This is a genomic window from Pseudomonas sp. JZ114 (assembly GCF_051027705.1).
GTDB lineage: Bacteria > Pseudomonadota > Gammaproteobacteria > Pseudomonadales > Pseudomonadaceae > Chryseomonas > Chryseomonas luteola.
Window position 1 is genome coordinate 2,037,247 of record NZ_CP069256.1, and the last position, 20,957, is coordinate 2,058,203.

Annotated in this window: 15 protein-coding genes and 3 pseudogenes; 11 read left to right on the forward strand and 7 right to left on the reverse strand. The window is 58.2% G+C overall.

Annotated elements, in window-relative coordinates; all coding sequences use genetic code 11:
* Positions 1–24 precede the first annotated feature (24 nt).
* From JQR90_RS09525 to JQR90_RS09535, 3 genes are all read right to left on the reverse strand, one after another.
* Positions 25–846, reverse strand: a complete 822-nt coding sequence (locus JQR90_RS09525; protein WP_010798226.1) for a shikimate 5-dehydrogenase — start codon at positions 844–846, stop codon at positions 25–27.
* An 83-nt stretch (positions 847–929) separates the two neighbouring features.
* Positions 930–3,596 (reverse strand): excinuclease ABC subunit UvrA, encoded by a 2,667-nt coding sequence (gene uvrA, locus JQR90_RS09530; RefSeq protein ID WP_010798227.1) that lies wholly within the window; start codon positions 3,594–3,596, stop codon positions 930–932.
* A gap of 97 nt (positions 3,597–3,693) precedes the next feature.
* Entirely contained in the window at positions 3,694–4,506 is an 813-nt protein-coding gene (locus JQR90_RS09535; RefSeq protein WP_010798228.1) for a hypothetical protein, read from the reverse strand.
* A 198-nt stretch (positions 4,507–4,704) separates the two neighbouring features.
* On the opposite strand from JQR90_RS09535, the pseudogene JQR90_RS09540 reads away from it, so the two are divergent.
* From JQR90_RS09540 to JQR90_RS09550, 3 pseudogenes are all read left to right on the forward strand, one after another.
* Positions 4,705–6,044 (forward strand): annotated as a pseudogene (locus JQR90_RS09540) (MFS transporter).
* 473 nt (positions 6,045–6,517) lie between these two features.
* Positions 6,518–7,408: pseudogene (locus JQR90_RS09545) on the forward strand (PDC sensor domain-containing protein); the annotation flags it as partial.
* Between the two features lie 312 nt (positions 7,409–7,720).
* Positions 7,721–8,311, forward strand: a pseudogene (locus JQR90_RS09550) (methyl-accepting chemotaxis protein); the annotation flags it as partial.
* 129 nt (positions 8,312–8,440) lie between these two features.
* Here the strand turns inward: JQR90_RS09550 and JQR90_RS09555 are convergent.
* Entirely contained in the window at positions 8,441–8,665 is a 225-nt protein-coding gene (locus tag JQR90_RS09555) for a hypothetical protein (RefSeq protein ID WP_010798231.1), read from the reverse strand.
* A 213-nt stretch (positions 8,666–8,878) separates the two neighbouring features.
* On the opposite strand from JQR90_RS09555, the gene JQR90_RS09560 reads away from it, so the two are divergent.
* From JQR90_RS09560 to JQR90_RS09590, 7 genes are all read left to right on the forward strand, one after another.
* Positions 8,879–9,997, forward strand: coding sequence for an enoyl-CoA hydratase/isomerase family protein (locus JQR90_RS09560; protein ID WP_010798232.1), 1,119 nt, complete (start codon positions 8,879–8,881; stop codon positions 9,995–9,997).
* A gap of 84 nt (positions 9,998–10,081) precedes the next feature.
* A complete protein-coding gene (locus tag JQR90_RS09565) occupies positions 10,082–11,035 on the forward strand; it encodes an AraC family transcriptional regulator (protein ID WP_083603087.1) in 954 nt (317 codons plus the stop codon).
* A gap of 116 nt (positions 11,036–11,151) precedes the next feature.
* Positions 11,152–12,810: an acyl-CoA synthetase gene (locus JQR90_RS09570; protein WP_010798234.1), complete on the forward strand. Its 1,659-nt coding sequence runs from the start codon at positions 11,152–11,154 to the stop codon at positions 12,808–12,810.
* Positions 12,811–12,820: 10 nt separating this feature from the next.
* Complete coding sequence (locus JQR90_RS09575; protein ID WP_010798235.1) at positions 12,821–13,588, forward strand: SDR family NAD(P)-dependent oxidoreductase; 768 nt, start codon at positions 12,821–12,823, stop codon at positions 13,586–13,588.
* An 11-nt stretch (positions 13,589–13,599) separates the two neighbouring features.
* Positions 13,600–14,787 (forward strand): acetyl-CoA C-acyltransferase, encoded by a 1,188-nt coding sequence (locus tag JQR90_RS09580; protein WP_010798236.1) that lies wholly within the window; start codon positions 13,600–13,602, stop codon positions 14,785–14,787.
* A gap of 15 nt (positions 14,788–14,802) precedes the next feature.
* Positions 14,803–15,936, forward strand: coding sequence for an acyl-CoA dehydrogenase family protein (locus JQR90_RS09585; protein WP_434140757.1), 1,134 nt, complete (start codon positions 14,803–14,805; stop codon positions 15,934–15,936).
* 4 nt (positions 15,937–15,940) lie between these two features.
* Positions 15,941–16,714: an enoyl-CoA hydratase gene (locus JQR90_RS09590; protein ID WP_010798238.1), complete on the forward strand. Its 774-nt coding sequence runs from the start codon at positions 15,941–15,943 to the stop codon at positions 16,712–16,714.
* 38 nt (positions 16,715–16,752) lie between these two features.
* Here JQR90_RS09590 and JQR90_RS09595 read toward each other — a convergent pair whose 3' ends face one another.
* Positions 16,753–17,295, reverse strand: coding sequence for a tetratricopeptide repeat protein (locus JQR90_RS09595; RefSeq protein WP_434140758.1), 543 nt, complete (start codon positions 17,293–17,295; stop codon positions 16,753–16,755).
* 331 nt (positions 17,296–17,626) lie between these two features.
* On the opposite strand from JQR90_RS09595, the gene JQR90_RS09600 reads away from it, so the two are divergent.
* Positions 17,627–18,241 (forward strand): DUF1826 domain-containing protein, encoded by a 615-nt coding sequence (locus JQR90_RS09600; RefSeq protein ID WP_112297770.1) that lies wholly within the window; start codon positions 17,627–17,629, stop codon positions 18,239–18,241.
* Positions 18,242–18,381: 140 nt separating this feature from the next.
* Here JQR90_RS09600 and JQR90_RS09605 read toward each other — a convergent pair whose 3' ends face one another.
* Together JQR90_RS09605 and JQR90_RS09610 are read right to left on the reverse strand one after the other, a co-directional pair.
* A complete protein-coding gene (locus JQR90_RS09605; RefSeq protein WP_122042600.1) occupies positions 18,382–19,680 on the reverse strand; it encodes an Nramp family divalent metal transporter in 1,299 nt (432 codons plus the stop codon).
* 202 nt (positions 19,681–19,882) lie between these two features.
* Entirely contained in the window at positions 19,883–20,836 is a 954-nt protein-coding gene (locus JQR90_RS09610; RefSeq protein WP_010798242.1) for a 2-hydroxyacid dehydrogenase, read from the reverse strand.
* Positions 20,837–20,957 lie beyond the last annotated feature (121 nt).

The following is a 20,957-nucleotide window of genomic DNA, read 5'->3' on the forward strand; positions in this document are numbered from 1 at the left end:
ATGTGCGGTTGCCCCTATTTACCTTTATTGGTTGCGCGAGTATGCCGCGGCGGCTTCAACCTGCTCAGGACTTGGGCGGATGCCGGTGTACAGGACAAACTGCTCCAGTGCCTGGAGGGCAACAACCTCTGCGCCGGTAATGACGGGCTTGCCCAGTTCGCGGGCGCGTTTGATGAGTGGGGTTTCGGATGGCATTGCCACGACATCAAATACCACTTTGGCCTTTTGAATCACTTCGTCATCAAAAGACAGATCGTCCGCTTCCGGTCCGCCGGTCATGCCTACGGGTGTCACATTGATGATGAGTTCAGGGCGCAAGTCGCCCAGGGATTCGGTCCACTCATACCCGCAGGATTCAGCCAGGGCTCGGCCGGTAGTGGGATTGCGAGCCACGATGTGTCCCTTCTTGAAGCCGGCCTCCCGCAAGGCAAACGCCACGGCTTTGGCCATACCGCCGCTACCCCGCAGCGCAAGCGTCAGATCACGAGACACCTGATGGCTATCAAGCAGTGAGGCGACAGCCAGAAAGTCCGTGTTATAGCCTGTCAGCTTACCGTCATCGTTCACAATAGTATTGACCGAATCGATCACGGCGGCAGAAGGGTCGAGGCCATCCAGAAGAGGAATGCAGGCTTCCTTGAACGGCATGGAAATAGCGCATCCGCGTATGCCAAGCGCTCGGATGCCGCCAATGGCAGCAGGCAGGTCGGTGGTTGTGAACGCCTTGTAGAGATAATTCAGGTTCAGGGCTTCGTACAGATGATTGTGAAACCGTGTACCGGTGTTGCCAGGGCGTCCCGCCAGGGACATGCAAACCTTGGTGTCTTTATTGATGGCGTGAGGCATTTTGATTCCTTCAAAAAAGCGGCCCCTGTTTGTCAGCCAAGCGGGCCGGTGGTTCCCAGGCACCGCTTGGCATGTGAACCCGATCAGCTCTCCAGTACCGCCCGCAGGTAAGGCGAGGTCTTGCTGCTGGTCTCTTTTGCAACGCTCTCGGGTGTACCGCTCGCGACAATGTGTCCGCCTCTATCACCAGCCCCTGGGCCGATATCGATGACCCAATCGCTTTGCGCCACGACGCGCATGTCATGTTCAACCACAACAACTGTATTGCCAGCCTCTACCAGACCGTTGAGCTGGCGCACCAGGAGGTCCGTATCAGTAGGGTGTAGACCCGTTGTAGGCTCATCAAGTACATAGAGCGTAGCGCCGCGCTGGGTACGTTGCAGCTCGGTTGCCAGCTTGATGCGCTGTGCTTCACCGCCGGAAAGCTCCGTGGCTGGTTGCCCCAGGCGCAGATAGCCCAGACCAATATCACGCAGGACGTGCAAGGGACGGAGTACGCCAGCTTCCTCCGCGAAAAAGGTACAGGCATCCTCTACCGTCAGGTTCAGGACTTCCGCAATGGTTTTTCCTTGCCAGGTGACTTCCAGCGTTTCGGCGTTGTAACGGGCGCCATGGCAGGTCGGGCAGGGCGCATACACGCTGGGCATGAACAGCAGTTCGACACTGACGAAGCCTTCGCCCTCACAGGTCGGGCAACGCCCCTTGGCTACGTTGAATGAAAAGCGACCGGCGTCATATCGCCGTTTCCGGGCTTCCGGGGTCGCGGCAAACAGTTTGCGGATGCCGTCAAAAAGGCCTGTATAAGTGGCAAGGTTGGAGCGCGGTGTGCGACCGATCGGCTTCTGATCCACCTGGACCAGTCGGCGAATATGCTCCATGCCTTCAATGATTTGTCCTGAGAGCGGCTGAGGAGCCTCCTCGTCCAGCGGTGATTCGTCTTCATCGCGCTCGGCCAGTGGCCGGCCTAGGTGCTCACCGACCAACTCCAATAGTGCCTGGCTGACAAGAGTCGATTTGCCGGAGCCAGAGATACCGGTAACGGAGGTAAAGCAGCCAAGTGGAAACGCAACATCAAGGGCCTTGAGGTTGTTGCGCGTTACGCCGGTTAGTCTTAGCCAATGAAGCGGCTTGCGGTGCGGGCGTCTCAAGGGGGCTGCTGTGCGCCGAGACGCAAACAGGTAATCCCGCGTTTGGGACGCTTCGACATGGGCCAATCCGGCGGGCGGTCCGCTGTAGAGAACCGTACCACCGTATTCGCCTGCTGCAGGGCCCACATCTACCAGCCAGTCTGCACGACGCATCGTCTCTAGATCGTGTTCCACTACGAACAAGGAATTGCCGGCCGCCTTGAGTTGATCCAGAGCCGTAAACAACGCTTCGCCGTCAGCAGGATGCAGACCGGCGGACGGTTCATCGAGCACATAGATCACTCCGAAAAGCTGCGAATTCAACTGAGTGGCAAGGCGTAGACGTTGCAGCTCTCCCGAAGACAATGTTGGGGTGCTGCGTTCCAAGGAGAGGTATCCCAGCCCTAGCTCGGTCAGGGTGGTCAGGCGCTCCAGCAGATCCTGGGCGATACGTTGGGCCGCCAGGCGCTTTTCGTCTGACAGGGTCGGCGTACGGCGCACGTCCGGGGCGGCCTCATGGGAAGCGCCACCTTCCCGGGCACGCGCTTCACGTGCGCGGCGTGATTCTTCCCTTGTGAAGGTTTTCTCCACGGGGGATGACCCTGAAGCCAGCGCACCGGCTGCAACAGGTGTGAGGACATCAACCAGGGTCAGCAGAGGCATGCGGGCCAGCTCGCCAATGTCATGCCCGGCAAAGGTGACGGACAGCGCCTCACGCTTCAGGCGCTTACCTTCACACAGCGGACACAGACTACCCACCATGAACTGGGATACGCGCTTTTTCATTAACGCGCTCTGCGAATGGGCAAAGGTGTGCAGCACATAGCGGCGCGCACCGGTGAAGGTGCCCATGTAACTGGGCTCGCGCTTGTGCTTGAGGGCTTCGCGGGTCTGCTCTGGTGTCAGGCCGGCATAGACCGGAACGGTCGGCTGTTCTTCAGTAAAGAGAATCCAGTCGCGATCCTTTTGGGGGATATCGCGCCAAGGTATGTCTACGTCGTAGCCCAGGGTTACCAGAATGTCCCGCAGATTCTGCCCCTGCCAGGCAGTAGGCCAGGCGGCAATGGCCCGCTCGCGAATAGTCAGCGAGTCGTCCGGTACCATAGACTGCTCGGTTACTTCATAGACTCGTCCGAGCCCATGACATTGAGGACAGGCGCCTTGGGGTGTGTTGGGCGAAAAGTCCTCTGCGTAGAGCATGGGCTGATCAGGCGGATAGGTGCCGACGCGTGAGTACAGCATGCGGATCAGGCTGGACAGGGTAGTGACGCTACCCACCGAAGAGCGAGCGCTGGGCGTGCCGCGTTGCTGCTGGAGAGCAACAGCCGGAGGCAATCCTTCTATGGCATCCACATCCGGTACGCCTACCTGATCGATCAGGCGACGGGCATAGGGTGCCACCGATTCAAAGTAACGACGCTGGGCCTCGGCGTACAGGGTTCCAAAGGCAAGGGAGGACTTGCCAGAGCCCGAAACGCCGGTAAAAACAACCAGGCTGTCGCGGGGGATGTCGACATCTACATTCTTGAGATTGTGCTCACGCGCGCCCCGGACGCGGACAAAGCCGGGGGCTGTAGAGGGAGAGGCGTGGGTGGGATCAGGCGTGCTTCGTTTGTTGGGCATGCGTCAGGTCTTGGCGTAGGAACGTATTCATAGGACCTTTTACCTGCCGGGACGACTGCACAACAGCCAGGAAAACCGCTACGTTGCGATCCAGGCCTCATGCACGTTGCAAGATATCCCCACGTAAATACCCACCGGCGTATCCACGAATCGGGTTGCCGTACACATCCTCAAGGCCCAAGACCTCCCGGGCGCAGTTCATCCAGGCCTGAAGCATGTCTGGAGAGCCATTCAGGGCGCCGACCTTGATACGTCCGCTCCGTGGCTCCGGCATGCTGTACATGACGGGGCGCCCCAAGATGGCGGACGCCTCGGAGAGTTCGGGGATGTCGTGATCCATGGCATCGAAGAACTCATGGCCGGCGATGGAGATTGGTTTGAGCGCCTTGACCTGTTCGATTGCCGCCTCGATCGTGGCTCGTAATTGATCAGGTTTGATCTTTTGCCAGTTCGACCGGGAGGCGATACGCCACGCGCGTAGATCAGCCGGATCGACCCCGGGGCAGAGACCCTTGTAGGCTGCGCTCAGGCAATGGTCGGCGGCGGCAGCCAGTTGCAGCTCCGGGGTCGGCTCGATCTCCAGCAGCTGGCAGACCTGCCCCAGCGAGGAGCCTTCCCAGTAGCGCGCCGGAGGCATGTCATACCCCGGATCGCCTTCATGATGATGGTCTACCACAATATCACGAGGTTGGGAGGTATCGGCGAGGCCGCATTCCACCCAGACGATAGGGCCATGGGGCTCGCCTTGGCGGGCAGATGTGCGATCGGCTTTATAGGCATTGCCCGCGTATACCCGACGCTCATCCGCCAGCGCATAGGCCAGTCGATGCCGTGCCCTAAGAACCAGGGTCTCGATGAGCATCATTTCAGGATCTCGCGCACCAAGGATGAACAGGTATTTCATAAACATGACTGACGCTTCAGGGAGTTGAGTTATATCAGGGATAGGCGTATCGGATTAGACCCGCTGCCGTGCCATGGGTTGAGGCGAACACTTAGACGATTGACATGATGGACTTCGAGATACGTTTACACTGTAACAAGACAGCGACTTCCCTGTATTCTGCGCCGCCTCATGTTTAGGCAAGAAGAGAGCGGGCACGTTTACATGCATAGCGACATTCATACGCCTACCCGGCGATTATCCTGGCAGGACCATAAGACCCTGGGTCTGGCGGCGCTGGGCGGTGCCCTGGAAATCTACGACTTCATTATTTTCGTCTTTTTCGCGCTGGTGCTCAGCCAGTTGTTTTTCCCGCCGGAAATGCCTGAATGGCTGCGGCTGCTGCAAAGCTTCGGCATTTTTGCCACCGGGTACCTGGCGCGCCCCTTGGGCGGGATTCTCATGGCGCATTATGCCGACCGCCTGGGGCGCAAGCGCATGTTCAACCTGAGCATCCTGCTTATGGCATTGCCAAGCCTGCTCATTGGCGTGATGCCTACTTATGCGCAGATCGGCTACTTTGCACCGCTGATCCTGCTGGCGCTACGGGTATTGCAGGGGGCTGCCGTCGGCGGCGAGGTGCCCAGTGCCTGGGTGTTTGTAGCAGAGCATGCCCCGGCCAATCACCGAGGTTATGCGCTGGGTATTCTTCAGGCAGGCCTGACATTTGGCTACCTGTTGGGTGCACTAACGGCCACGGTGCTCTCATCAATCTACGCCGAGAAAGAACTCCACGCCTATGCCTGGCGTATCCCCTTTATCCTGGGTGGCTTTTTTGGCGTCCTGGCGGTATGGCTACGGCGGTGGCTGAACGAGACGCCTGTCTTCATGGAGATGCAGGCTCGCAAGGTATTATCGGCGCGCCTGCCGTTATCGACGGTCCTGCGAGAACACCGCACCGCCTTGCTGCCGGCGGCACTGCTGACTTGCGTTCTGACTTCGGCAGTGGTCGTCCTGGTGGTTGTGACGCCTACCGTGATGCAGAAGTACTTTCATATTCCAACCAGTACCGCGTTCCGCATGAGCTGCATCGGTATCGTGTTTCTGAATATTGGCTGCGTCATCGCCGGACGCATCGCCGATCGAATAGGTCCCTCGCCGATCGAATAGGTCCCTGGCAGGCGATGGGATTGTACAGCGCCGTTCTCGCCCCCGGTATTGCAGTCCTGTATGCGAGTCTGGTCAGCGAGGCGATAGCGCTCTGGCTGGGCTACGCAATCGCAGGTCTTGCCTGCGGCATTGTGGGCGTCGTGCCATCGGTGATGATCGGGCTGTTTCCCTCCAATATTCGAGTCACGGGTATTTCCTTTACCTACAACATTGCGTACTCGATCTGGGGCAGTATCACGCCGTTGATTCTGATTGCCCTGATGCCGGTCAGCCCCTGGTTCTGCGTGGGCTACTGTGCGGTCATGGGCCTGGTCGGACTTGTCCTTATGCTGGCTTACCGGCATGACCCTCGATTGTCGCGGCCCCTGACCGATTTCTCCTCCTCGTCAGACTGATTTTGCTTCTGCACCTGTCCTGTCGGCTGAGCACCCGGCAAGACAGGCGCGACGAGGTGTTGTCCTAACCGACAGGCTGCAATTCAGCTTTTCTGGTCTGCGCCGATAGAGCCTTTTAGCTAAGCAGACATGGGAAAGGCACCATGAAATTCAAGTCCATTCAGTACACCATCATGGCGTATGCCGGTGCCTGTATCCTGGCGATCGTCATCGCCCTGGTGGGGTATGCGTTGGTTACCGGCGAGCGTACACAGGATCAGGCGGCCAAGGGTACAGAGGCGTTGTTTGAAAAGGTCATCCAGGAGCGGCTGATTTCTCTGGCCGATGCCAACGTCATGCATATCCAGCATGACCTTGAAAAGCCATTGAACATCGCAGCATCACTGGCGCAGCTGAGCGCCTTGGCTGCCAGCGATCCGAGCACCAGCGTCCATCTGTCGCGAGATGAGCAGGATCGAATCGTTCGAAATGCGATGGAAAAGCACCCTGAACTCCTGGGCGCTTATCTGGGCTGGGAGCCCAATGCCTTTGCAGGTGACGACTATCAGTTCATGGGGCAGCCTGGGCATGACAGCACTGGCCGCTTTCTGCCGTACTGGTTCCGCAATGCCGATGGTACGCTCGGCCATGACATCATTCAGTTCATGGAAAGCCAGAAACGCTCCGACCTGGGCGTGCGCGAGGGCGAGTACTATTTGTGCGTCAAGGAAACGCAACAGCTTTGCGCCGTTGACCCCTATACCTATGACGTCGCTGGCAAGCCTGTCCTGATGGCATCGTTTACCGCGCCTATCATGGTCAAAGGCAAGTTCCAGGGTATTGCCGGTGCGGACCTGTCCGTCGGCTTTATCCAGGATGCTCTGGTCAAGGCCAACCAGTCGCTCTACCAGGGCGCAGGTCAAATGGCACTGATTGCCAGTAATGGTGCCTTGATTGCCTATACCAAGGACGCCGGCCAGCTGGGCAAGTCTGTCAGTACTCTGCTGGATGAAAACGAGCTGAATAATCTGAAGCAGCTGAAGTCGACCGAGCCGCTATACGACTATGACGAAGCGCATGGGCATATCGAGCTGTTCCTACCGTTCAAGGTCGGTAACACGTCCGCTCAGTGGACACTGATGATCCAGCTGCCCATCCAGGCCGCACTGGGTGAGTCTCTGAAGCTTCACGACGATATCAAGGCGCAGAGCGATCGAAATACCTTCGGGATGGGATTGGTCGGCCTGGCCCTTGCCATTATTGGGCTTGGCGCGCTGTGGCTGGTAAGCCGCAGTATCACGCGACCACTGAAGCAAATGGTGCTGATGCTAGATGATATCGCTCAAGGCGAGGGCGATCTGACCCGTCGGCTGGATGAAAACCGGCCCGATGAGCTGGGTGCCATGGCAAAAGGTTTCAACCGCTTCCTGGCCAAGCTGCAAGCCATGATTACCCAGGTAGTATCCTCGGTACAAAAAGTGAGCGATGCATCCGAGCATACAGCAGAGATCGCCATTCACACCCAGCAAGGGGTACAGAAGCAACAATCTGAAATCGATCAAGTGGCAACGGCCATTCAGGAAATGTCCGCTACAGCCCAGGAAGTTGCCCGCAGTGCCAACCAGGCGGCCGAGGCGGCAGGTAATGCAGATCAGTCGGCTAACCACGGGCGGACCATTGTGCAGAACTCCAGCGATGCGATTTCCGCACTGGCTGCCGAGATCGACCGTGCGGTTGTCAGCGTGGAAGGGCTGGCCAAGGACAGCGAAAACATTACCACGATCCTGGTCAGCATTCGCGGCATTGCCGAACAGACCAACCTACTGGCCCTCAACGCAGCCATTGAGGCGGCACGGGCTGGTGAGCAGGGCCGCGGCTTTGCCGTAGTGGCGGATGAAGTTCGTAATCTGGCGGGCAAGACTCAGCAGGCGACTCAGGAAATCCAGACCATGATCCAGCAGCTGCAAAGCGGTACGCAGGACGTGGTGCAGATCATGCAGGCCAGTCAGGCGAAGACCGAGACCAGCGTGCAGCAATCTTCCGAGGCCGCAGCTGCGCTGGCGGCGATCACCGAGGCGGTTTCCGTCATCACGGAAATGAACATCCAGATCGCGGGAGCGGCCGAAGAGCAAAGTGCCGTGGCGGAGGACATCAACCGTAATGTTACCGTGATCGGAACGGTTGCGTCTGAAGTGGCCCAGGGTGCAGAGCAGTCGTCGCACGCCAGTGCCGAGCTGACACAGCTGGCCGAGCAGCAGCGTCGCCTGGTCAATCAGTTCAAGGTCTGACGGCAGAACTGCCCGCCCGCGACAAGGGCGGGCAACGCAGGGAAGCAATCGGAGTAGGGGAGGGCGGTTCTTACACTGCAATACGGCGATAAGAACACGACCCTCTCAGGTCAGCAGCGTGGGGCCGGGTTACAGCTCAGCCAGCCGGATGAGATAGCCGTCGATTTCTTGCACAGGCATGCCAGTTTCGGTGCAAAGGTAGGTACTTTGCACCACCTTGTCGTCAAGAATCATCGGTGAGTTGGCAGCGTCTTTCCCTTTCAACTCCGTCAGTGCTTCTTTCAAATCAAATACAGCATCGCTATAGCTAACCAGCTTGTGACCATACTGGCCCTGCATGATGAGAAAATGCATGAGGTTTGTCCTGTAGGTTGCTGACCTAATTAGTTATAGGTGACTTTTAGGCATTTACAAAGCCCCGCTAATCGGCAAGCGGCTAACTTCTTATCACCGTTAGGATTAATTGTCTCCCTTGGGTGGAATGTGCTTATCTGATAGGGCATTTCTCATGGCCCCGTCGCTCCTGGCAGACAGGGCGACCGATAAGAACAAGACGAGAGCACCTACATGAGTGAGCGCTGCATCCAGGTAACGGAACTGCCACTGGCCTCCGGCAAGCGGCTCGGACGCGTGACGCTAGACGCACCAAGCAGCCTGAACGCCCTATCCTTCAACATGGCCGTCCAGCTGGAAGAACAACTCAGGCACTGGGCGGAGCAGGACGACATTGACGCGGTCTGGCTGGAGGGAACTGGTGAAAAGGCCTTTTGCGCGGGAGGCGATATCGTCGCGCTCTACAAGGCCATGCGGGAAGGAGAAGCTGGGCCGGGCAAGGCCACCGGTGAGTACTTTACGCTGGAATACCGGCTCGATCACTTCATCCATCATTACCCCAAGCCGCTTATTGCCTGGGGGGCGGGTTACGTCATGGGAGGAGGGCTTGGGTTGCTCGCCGGTGCCTCTCATCGCGTGGTATGCGAGAGCACCCGTGTTGCCATGCCTGAGGTCAGCATCGGGTTATATCCCGATGTAGGGGCGAGCTGGTTTCTCAACCGCATGCCGGGCCGTTGCGGGCTGTTCCTGGGTGTTACCGGCGCACAGCTTACGGCGCGTGATGCGGTTTTCGTCGGGCTGGCGGATCGCTGCATTGCGGCGGAGCGGCGTGAGCAGGTCATTGCCGATTTGCAGGCCATGCCCGACAGGGTGCTCGGCCATGCCTCGGTTGCACAGGTGCTACGCCAGCATGAGCAAGTGAGCCTGCCCCTGATGCCTGAGCCAAATGTACAACCCCTCTTCGATACCCTTCAGGCCCTGACGGATTTCGATGATGACAAAACTGTACTTGCTGAAATCAAGGCCTACAGCGGCGATAATCCCTGGCTAACCAAGGCGGCCAAGACATTGGCCCAGGGCTCACCGACTTCGGCGGCCATCACGCTGCGTCAGCTCAGGCGCAGCAAGCGCTGGTCGCTGGCCGAGGCGCTGCGCAGTGAATTGGACCTGTCGGTGCGCTGCACTCAGCTCGGTGAGCTGCAAGAGGGGATACGCGCCCTGCTGATCGACAAGGACCGCCAGCCGAAATGGCATGCAGATCCACTCGCAACGGACGACCCGGCTTGGCTGGATGCCTTTTTCGAGCCTGCCTTTCCGGCCCACGAGCATCCGCTGCGCGTCCTGAAGGACTGATCAGTGGTCAGCCGTGCCGTTCCCAAGGGCACCATCTCGACCTATCTGGTGGAGGAGGCGCTACAGGCCTTTGCTGCGCGGGGAATGAGCCATGCGGAATTATTGTGCGACATCGGGCTGGCGCCAGACTGTCTGGCGGAGCCGGGCGGCCGGGTGCCCGTCCCCTTTTACGGGCGCATCTGGCGGCGTCTGGCCCGGCGCTTTGATGATGAGTTTTTTGGCATGGATCCGCGTGGCATGCGGTCCGGTAGTTTCGAGTTTCTCTGCCGGGCCTGCCTGTCCCAACCTACGGTAGGCGCAGCGTTGATTCATGGGCTGGCTTTTCTCGGGCTTACCTTCGAGCGCCTTCGTGGTGAGCTGGTCCGCAGCCAGAGCCTGGCGGAAATTATATTGCGGGAGCCCGCCGGGGCGCCCAATCGAGCCTTCGCGTATTTCACCTACTGGATGATCGTTCACGGCGTAGCCTGCTGGCTGGCTGGCCGCCGGATCCCGATTCTGGCAATCGAGCTGCGCTGCCCCGAACCCGCCTTTACGGCCGATTACAAGGTCATGTTCTCGGACAACCTGCGTTTCAACCAGAGTCGGACGCGCATCATCTTTGCTGCTGAGGTGCTGGATGTGCCGGTAAGACGCAGCAAGGCGGACCTGCAGCGTTTTCTGGCTGAGGCACCCTGCAATATTCTGGAGAAATACCGCGATTCGGATAGTTTGGCGAGCCGGATCAAGCTGCAGCTGCGGCAATTGCCAGGCGAGCAATGGCCTACCAGTGAAGCCCTGGCGCCCACCCTGTGCATGTCGCCTGCAACCCTGCGGCGGCGTCTGGCAGAGCAGGCGCAGTCCTACCAGGCGATCAAGGACACCGTACGCAAGGAGCAGGCGATCGACTGGCTGGCCGATCCCTCGATGACCTATTCGGACATTGCTACTCAGCTTGGCTTCGCTGATATCAGCGCCTTCTATAAGGCCTTTCGTAAATGGACCGGAACCAACCCTGGTCACTATCGCAACCTGATCCTCGCCCAAGCCGACTCTGCCTGATTGTCCAAACCGCTCAGCCAGATTGAAGGGTTTGACCATTGCAAGCCAGCGCTGGCGCGATACAGTCAAAAAAGACGCTCCTGACGTTCCAATAACAACAAGCCGAGGAACTGATCATGCAGGACTATCAGGCTGCCTATTCCAGCTTTGATTTCCCTTCTGTTGTTGCCAGCCGACTGAGCGGGACGCTCGAGTCGCTCAACGCCTGTATCGAATGCTGCGACCGCCATGCTCTGCCGGGCCGTATCGCCCTGTTCTGGGAGGGCCGCGACGGCAGCAGCGAAACCTGGACGTTTATCGACCTCATGCAGCGCGCGGCCCAGTTCGCCCATTTTCTGGTGGCCCAGGGGATAGGTCCGGGTGATCGTGTGGCGGGCCTGCTGCCGCGTACGCCAGAGCTTCTTGTGACGATCCTTGGCACGTGGCGGGCCGGTGCGGTCTACCAGCCCGTGTTCACAGCGTTTGGCCCCAAGGCCATCGAGCATCGACTTACGACATCAGAGGCGAAACTGGTCGTGACCGATGGGGCCAACCGAGGCAAGCTGAGCGACGTCGATCATTGCCCCACCATTGTTACGCTGGGTGGCCGACGTGGTCTGGGCATTGAGCGTGGCGACTTCAGTTTTTGGAGCGAACTGGAAAAGCATCCTACCCATTTCGAGCCGGTCATGCGTGCAGGGGATGATCCTTTCCTGCTCATGTTTACTTCGGGCACCACAGGCCCTGCCAAGCCACTGGCCGTTCCGCTGAAGGCCATCGCCGCGTTCATGGGTTACATGAGCGATGCCATCGACCTGCGCCCGGAAGATGCCTTCTGGAACGTGGCTGATCCCGGCTGGGCCTATGGACTGTACTACGCCGTGACAGGCCCTCTGGCGCTGGGACATCCCACTACGTTTTATGATGGTCCGTTCTCGGTGGAGAGCACCTGTCGCATCATCCGCAAATATGGCATTACCAACCTGGCCGGTTCGCCTACTGCTTACCGGATGCTGATCGCTGGTGGTGACAGCGTAATCGACTGCCTCAAAGGGCGGTTGCGAGCGGTCAGCAGTGCAGGAGAGCCGCTCAACCCGGAGGTAATCCGCTGGTTCGCACAGAACCTGGGCACAACCATCCATGACCATTACGGGCAGACCGAGCTGGGCATGGTGTTGTGTAATCACCACGCACTGGAGCATCCGGTGCGGCCCGGCTCGGCAGGCTTTGCCAGTCCTGGACACCGAGTCGTGGTAGTGGATGACCAGGCGCAGGAGTTGCCCCCTGGCCAGCCCGGTATCCTGGCAGTAGATCTCTCACAGTCGCCCATGTGCTGGTTTGGTGGGTATCTGGGGCTGCCTACCAAGTCCTTCGTCGGCGCTTACTACCTCAGCGGCGATACGGTCGAGCTGAACGATGACGGCAGTATCAGCTTTGTAGGGCGATCCGATGATGTGATCACAACATCGGGCTATCGCGTAGGACCGTTCGATGTGGAAAGTGCCTTGATCGAGCATCCGGCCGTGATCGAGGCGGCCGTAGTGGGCAAGCCTGATCCAGAGCGTACCGAAATCATCAAAGCATTCGTCGTCATTCATAGCCGGTACTGTGATACCCCAGAGCTTGCCGAAGAGCTGCGCCAGTACGTACGCAAACGCCTGGCCGCCCATGCCTATCCGCGGGAAATCGAATTTGTGGCGGAGCTTCCCAAAACCCCCAGTGGCAAGGTCCAGCGATTCATCCTGCGTAACCAGGAGATTGCGAAGGCCCAGGCTACCCCGGCATCTGCCGCCTAAGGAGTGCTGTATGCAGATTGAAAACAAAACGTTCCTTGTGACCGGTGCGGGCTCGGGCCTGGGGGCTGCTACCGCGACCATGCTGGTGGAGGCTGGAGCCAACGTTATGCTGGTGGATATGCATGCGCCCAGTGTCGAGGCGAAGGTCGAGGTACTTGGCCCACGGGCACGCTGCGCCGTGACCAATGTCACCGACGAAACTCAGGCGCGTTCAGCCGTAGCGGCCACGATGGAGGCCTTTGGCGCCGTTCATGGGCTGGTCAATTGCGCAGGTGTCGTAGGGGGTGAAAAGGTACTGGGAAAAAGCGGTGTTCATGGTTTGGACAGCTTCAGCCGAATCGTCGGCATCAATCTTATTGGCAGTTTCAACATGCTGCGTCTGGCCGCCGAAGCTATGACGCAGGGCGAGGCTGAGGCCAGTGGCGAACGTGGCGTCATCATCAACACCGCTTCCATTGCGGCCTTTGACGGGCAAATCGGGCAAGTAGCCTATGCAGCCTCGAAAGGCGGCGTCGCCAGCATGACGCTACCGGCTGCCCGGGAGTTGGCACGTTACGGGATACGGGTCATGACCATCGCCCCAGGTATCTTCGAGACGCCCATGATGGCAGGCATGACAGAGGCCGTGCGCGAATCCCTTGCTACAGGCGTGCCGTTCCCGCCGCGTCTTGGCAGGCCTGAGGAATATGCAGCCCTGGTCAGGCACATCATTGAAAACAGCATGCTCAACGGCGAGGTGATTCGTCTCGACGGCGCCTTGCGCATGGCAGCCAAATAAGAGAGATCATCATGAATCAGGATCCCATCGTTATCGTCAGTCTTGCCCGCACCCCCATGGGCGGTTTCCAGGGCGATCTGCAAGGGCTGAGCGCAACGGAGCTGGGCGCCCAGGCTATCGGCGCGGTTATCGAGCGTAGCGGCGTCAGCGTTGAGGCAGTAGATGAGGTGCTCATGGGCTGCGTGCTTCCCGCCGGCCTGGGGCAGGCACCGGCACGGCAGGCTGCCCTGGGTGCAGGCCTTACCCAACACACACCCTGCACTACGCTCAACAAAATGTGTGGCTCCGGCATGCAGGCTGCCATTCTCGGCCATGACCTGCTGCGGGCTGGCAGTGCCAACGTTGTCATTGCCGGGGGCATGGAAAGCATGTCCAACGCACCGTATCTGTTGGATCGTGCCCGCGCCGGCTATCGCATGGGCCATGGGCGCGTACTGGATCATATGTTCCTGGATGGGCTGGAGGATGCCTATGACAAGGGACGCCTCATGGGGACTTTTGCCGAAGACTGTGCCCAGCAGCATGATGTCAGCCGTGCTGCCCAGGATGAGTATGCGATGGCCTCTCTGACCCGGGCGCGCAAGGCCATCGAGGAGGGCGCCTTTTCGGCCGAGATCGTACCGGTTAGTGTCAAGACCCGTAAGGAAGAACGCCTTATCCGCGATGATGAGCAGCCGCCCAAGGCCCGGCTCGACAAGATTCCCGAATTAAAGCCCGCGTTCCGTCAGGACGGTACGGTAACGGCTGCCAACGCCAGTTCGATTTCCGATGGTGCAGCGGCGCTGGTACTGATGCGCCGCTCCGAGGCCGAGCGGCAGGGGCTGACGCCATTGGCCGCTATCCACGGACATGCAGCCTTCGCCGATGCACCGCATCTGTTTCCCACGGCGCCCATTGGCGCCATCCAGAAGCTCATGAAGCGGACAGGCTGGTCGCTGAACGACGTGGATCTGTTCGAAATCAACGAAGCATTTGCTGTAGTTGCCATGGTCACTATGCGCGAGCTTGGACTGCCCCATGAAAAGGTCAACATTCATGGCGGTGCGTGTGCACTGGGCCATCCTATTGGCGCTTCAGGTGCACGGATTCTGGTGACCCTGATTTCGGCCTTGCGCCGTCATGGTCTGCGCCGAGGCGTAGCGGCCATTTGCATTGGCGGCGGCGAGGCAACCGCGATGGCCGTGGAATGCCTGTATTGATGTGAGGACAAGATCATGCTGATTACCGAAGAACAACAAAGCATTGCCGACATGGCCCGTCAGTTTGCTCAGGAGCGGTTGCGTCCGTTCTCGGCAGAATGGGACCGCGAGCATACCTTTCCTCGAGAAGCGTTACGGGAGATGGCTGAGCTGGGTTTCATGGGCATGCTGGTGCCTGATACCTGGGGCGGCTGCGAGACAGGTTATGTTGCCTATGCACTGGCCCTTGAGGAAATTGCCGCCGGTGACGGGGCCTGTTCTACCATCATGAGCGTGCATAATTCGGTAGGCTGCGTCCCGATTCATCACTTCGGCACCGATGAGCAGAAAACCCAGTTTCTGATACCGCTGGCTACGGGTGAAATGATCGGTGCCTTTGCACTCACCGAACCTCAGGCTGGCTCGGACGCCAGTGATCTACGGACCAAGGCACGGCGGGAAGGTGATGAGTACGTAATCAACGGGGCCAAGCAGTTCATTACCTCCGGCAGTAATGCAGGCGTTGTGATTGTCTTTGCCGTGACGGATCCGTCCGCTGGTAAACGAGGCATCACCGCCTTTCTGGTGCCGATCTCAACGCCCGGCTATTCGGTCGTTCGTGTAGAGCACAAATTGGGCATTCATGCCTCCGACACCTGTCAGATCCAACTGGACAACGTGCGTATCCCGGCGGCTTATCGGCTGGGCGAGGAAGGGCAAGGCTACAAGATCGCCCTGGCCAACCTTGAGGGCGGACGCATCGGTATTGCAGCGCAAGCAGTGGGCATGGCACGCGCGGCATTCGAATATGCGCGCGATTACGCCCGTGACCGGCAGACCTTTGGCAAGCCTATCGTCGAGCATCAGGCTGTGTCTTTCCGCCTGGCGGACATGGCAACCGAAATCGCCGTGGCTCGGCAGATGGTGCTGCATGCCGCCGCGCTCAGGGACGCCGGCAGGCCTGCATTGGTCGAGGCCTCCATGGCCAAGCTGTTTGCCTCCGAGATGACGGAGCGCGTCTGCTCCGCTGCCTTGCAAACCCTGGGTGGCTATGGCTACCTCAACGACTATCCGCTGGAGCGCATCTATCGCGACGCCCGGATCTGCCAGATTTACGAGGGCACCAGTGATATTCAGCGGCTTGTCATTGCCCGCCATCTAGGAGAGTAACTTCATGTCCTATGAAACCCTGGTGATCGAAATACAAGAGCGTGTTGCGCTGATCACACTCAACCGCCCTCAAGCCCTGAATGCCCTGAACACAAAACTGATCAACGAACTCAATCAGGCGTTGGACGGGCTGGAGCGGGACAGCACCATTGGCTGCATCGTGCTGACCGGGTCGTCCAAGGCCTTTGCGGCAGGTGCGGATATCAAGGAAATGGCTGACCTGACCTTTCCTGACATTTATCTGGATGATTTTTTCTCTGCTGTGGATCGTGTCGCCAGCCGGCGCAAGCCGATGATTGCAGCCGTAGCCGGATATGCCTTGGGAGGTGGGTGTGAACTGGCGTTGCTATGCGACTTCATCTACGCCGCGGACAATGCCAAGTTTGGCCTGCCGGAAATCAAGCTTGGCGTCTTGCCGGGCATGGGAGGTACTCAGCGGCTGACGCGGGCGCTGGGCAAGGCCAAGGCCATGGAAATGTGCCTGACCGGCCGCATGATGGAGGCACCGGAAGCCGAGCGGGCAGGGCTGGTAGCCCGTATTTTTCCTGTGGACAGCCTTGTGAGCGAAACCCTGAAGGTTGCTCATGAGATCGCCAATAAGTCACTGACGGCAACATTGATGGCCAAGGAAAGTATCAACCGGGTCTTTGAAACGAGCCTGAGTGAAGGTGTGCGGTTCGAACGGCGCATTTTCCATGCCGTCTTCGCCACGGCGGATCAGAAAGAGGGCATGAAGGCCTTTGTTGAAAAGCGGGACGCAGATTTTAAGCACCGGTAATGTCGAGGCTGGGTCTGATGGCGGACCCAGCCCTTGTTTCAGGGAAGCGTAGACAGCCGCTGGCAGCTGCTCTCGAACTTCTTGTCGCAGGCGCTCATGTAGAGCTGCTTGGCCTGAAAGGTATCCTTGGGCAGGCCATGCATGCCTTCCATATAAAAGTTACCCAGCATGTGCTGAGCCATGGGATTGCCACCGGCTGCTGACTGATTAAGGTATTTGATCATATCGGCCTCGTTGGCCAGGGCCGGATCAGCTTGTCCTGAATACAGAAATGCCAGGTTCACGGCCGCCTCGGGATGACCGCGGTCAGCGGCCAGCTTCCACCAGCGCTCGGCCTGTCTTAAGTCCTTGGTTGGCTTGCCCATGAAATAGAAGCTGCCCAGCTGGATCTGCGCGTCGACATCGCCACGCTCGGCCATCGCTTTGGCGGTATTGAAGTCCATGGGCGCCTGAGTGGTCGGACTGGCCGCAGTGCCTTGGGTGGGTTGGTCGGTTGTTTCTGGCGTATCCGCTTCTTGATGGGCGCAGCCACTCAACAGCATAAGGCCAAGCAGTGGACCTGCCAGTTTTCTAATGAGCATTCGTTCTCCTTGATAATAACGTCCGGGTCTGGCCCTTAGGCTTGTACATAAACGAAAGATTCAACACGCCGCAACGCATCGCTTCAAGAACATTGTCTTGGCGCACATGACCACTATCCGAGAGATATCAAAGGTGATTACAGGATAGAGCAGGCATTCTCAAAAGCTGATTTATGTTATGTTATAACTTAATCAATTATCTTATGTTTAAGTCTATATCCGACAGGTCCTGCCGATGCTGCGTCAATACGCATTTACACCCAACATACTGACCTCTTGTTTGTTAGGTGGGGAAGCAAGCCTGTGCCTGACGCTTTAAAAAGTGAGTCTGATGAACATGGCAGAACCTAGCGTTACACCCCGGCAAATAGCAGGCGATACCCCTGCCGTTTTGGCTGATGTGCTCCATGAGGGTATCAATCTCGCCATCTGGAACCGCTGCCTTCCTTTGCACATTGAACAGTTCGCCCGGATGTTGACCGGCGTGGCCGAGCCATTTGCCCAGTCTCTGGTGGTGCAACTGGAGGATGCGGAAGCCGAACCCAATCTGAGTCAGCTGGCCGGCACCCATAAGGATTTGGAGGGTCACGAAGGGTTTGTTGCAGACGTCGCCTGGCTGGTCAAAGCCTTCGCCTATTTGCTCAATGCCCGCCGAGTCGGGGTGCGTTTGCGCTTGCTGGACAAGGCAATGTGCCCACGCTTTCACGTTGACCACGTGCCGCTTCGGCTGGTGACGACCTATTCCGGGCCGGGCAGTCTCTGGTCAGGCAAAAGCCAGCTGACCACTATCTCTCCGGACGAAGCCCATCAACTCGCGTCGGGTGCAGTGGCGCTGCTCAAGGGTGACAAGTGGGAGGGCAACGAAGGGGCAGGCATTGTGCATTGTTCGCCTGCCTTGGAGGCGGGCGAGAAGCGCCTGTTTCTGTCACTGGACTGGCTGGCTTAGGGAGGTTTACATAAATCAAAGCCTGTCACCCATTAAAACCTAGGTTGTATTGATTAGATTATGGAAGGAAGAGACGGCGTCTGGTTGGAACGGTTGACTTCGAGGAAGGCCTGAGGGACGAACCCCTCAGGCCATGTGGATCAGCTGAACAGATTAATACCCAGTTGGAAAGCAATCCATACGGCCAAAGCCGTCGCGAACCCCAGCGCGATATTCTCGAACCAGTTGTTCCGGTATTTACCCAACAGTGATTTCTGGTTGGACATGATCAGCAGTCCAAGGGAGATCACCGGCAAACCAATGATGTTCAAGGCATTGACTGCGATCGTCAGGGTAACGAAGTTAGGCATTCCCGGAAGCGACCACACCAATGGCGTAACCAGGATGAACAGCATGAACCACTTATGCATCGGATCATGGTGCAGGACCTTGCCGTAGCGCTCACGGCGACCGGGGCGGATGTACTGGAAAGCATCGGTAATCAACATGGGCAGGGCGGTTGTCTTGCCTGAAATGCTGGCAAACAGCGTTGCAAACACGCCCACAAAGAAGATCAGCCATCCCCCTTGGCCAAAATATAGCTCCAGCGCAGCGCCCAGATCATCCAGCGTATTGACCTGAATACCGTTGGGTCGCAGGATCTCTGCGCCTACGACCCAGATGGCCAGGTTGATAATGATGCCGACAATCACCGCAAACAGAAGGTCGTTACGCTGGATGCGTTTGTGCTCAGGCCCTGTCCAGCCTTTTTCCTTCATCACATAGGGGTGAACGAAATTGGAAAACGAACCCGCCACGGCACCAATGACAGACACCGCCACCAGCAGCGCGCCGTGAACGCCTTCATCGGCCGGTATGCTGAAACCGATGGTTCCACGCAGGATGCCGCCCATATCCGGCGTAGCCATGATCGCCAGGGTCAGGAAGGCCAGCGTCATGATAGCCAGTAGCAACTTCATGACGCCTTCGATCATCGCATAGAAGTTTCGCCCCACCAGCATCCACACGGCCAGCACGACCGCCACCGAGCACAATAAGGGCTGGTTAATGTGCAGTAATGTCGAAAGCGCCTCGCCGGCCCCCTTGATCATGTAGGCATTGGTCAGGTGTGCCATGATCAGCGCATAGCCAAACATGAAGTAGGCGAAGAGCGGGTGAAGTTGGGCATAGCCTTGCAGGATGCTCATGCCCTGGTTGTTGCACAGCTGGAAGCGGGCAATGATGTTGACGATCAAGAAGCGGAGCAAAAGGGATACGGCCAATACCCACATCATGGCATAGCCATAATTCGAGCCGGCGACCGATGAGGTGATCAGGTCGCCCGCGCCTAGCCAGGAGAGCACTGCGATAATGCCAGGGCCGAGCACCTTGGCGAGGTTGGAAAGAGAATAACGGGAAGTACTGACTGCCTTTTTGGAAACCGATTCGGTATGTGCCATGACGTAACTCTCTGAATAGGTTGATTGTTCTTGTCACTATCAAGAGCGTTTTGCAGTCCAATGTCGGCAGACCTACTGCAGGCCATGGAACGGGGTTCGGACAAGCCCGCCTCGTTGGTATGTAAGCGATCTGAAGGTGGTCGTGTCTCCTGTTGAGAAGGGAACGTTAAGCCTCCGGTGAAACCGCTGGAGGCTCGGTGGATTACACGGGGGTCTTGAGTTTTCCGCTCGTGAAATACAGGTTGAGATTTTCAAGCACAAGATCGGCCATGGCCTGACGTGTCTCATGTGTCCCGCTGCCCAGATGGGGTGTCAGGACAACGTTATCCATTTCCAGCAATGGCTGAGGCACTTCGGGTTCATGGGCGAATACATCAAGCCCGGCGCCTGCAATAACGCCTTGTTGCAGTGCACTCACTAGCGCGGCTTCATCTACCACCGAACCACGGGCAATGTTGATCAGGAAGCCATCCTTGCCCAATGCCTGTAGTACGTCTGTACCGATAAGGTGATGGGTCGCGTTACCACCGGGGACCGCCAGCACCAGAAAGTCGGACTGGCTGGCCAGCGCCTTCAGGTCCGGCTCGTAGCGGTAGGGCACATCTGCTTGTTGATGGCGACCATAATAAGCAACATTCATGTCAAAGGCGGAAACCCGCTTGGCTATGGCTTTGCCAATGTTGCCCAACCCCACAATACCGCAGGTCTTGCCGCCGAGCTTGCGTCCCAGGGGAAACTTTTCCTTGAGCCAGCGGCCATTGCGAACGAAGCGGTCTGCCGCGCTGATGCCGCGAGCTACGTCGATCAGCAGGGCAAATGCAGTGTCGGCCACGCAGTCGTCCAGTACGCCTGGTGTATTGCTGACCGCTACCCCTCGGTCTCGTGCAGTGGCGATGTCGATTGCGTCATAACCCACGCCGAAACTAACGATAACTTTCAGGTTGGGAAGCGCCCGCATTACCTCGCCTTTGCAGCCGTGAATTCCGCTGGTGACGATCCCTTGAATAGAGTCACCATGACTCTTGAAAAAGGTGTTTTTGTCCTCGACGTCCCAGAGCTTGTAGACCGTATACATCGATTCGATCTGCTGCTGTAGCGCTGGCAATAAAGGACCAATCAGTAAGAGCGTAGGCGTTTGATTTGTGGTCTCGCTCATAAGCGTCTCCTGTAAAGAGATGGAGTATGTTCGTCTGGCCTCTTTTAAAGGTTAGTCAGCTTTTTGTTGTGTACTGTTAATAAGGCGCTCGCGACGTGTGGTGCTAACTCAAACGCGCCCG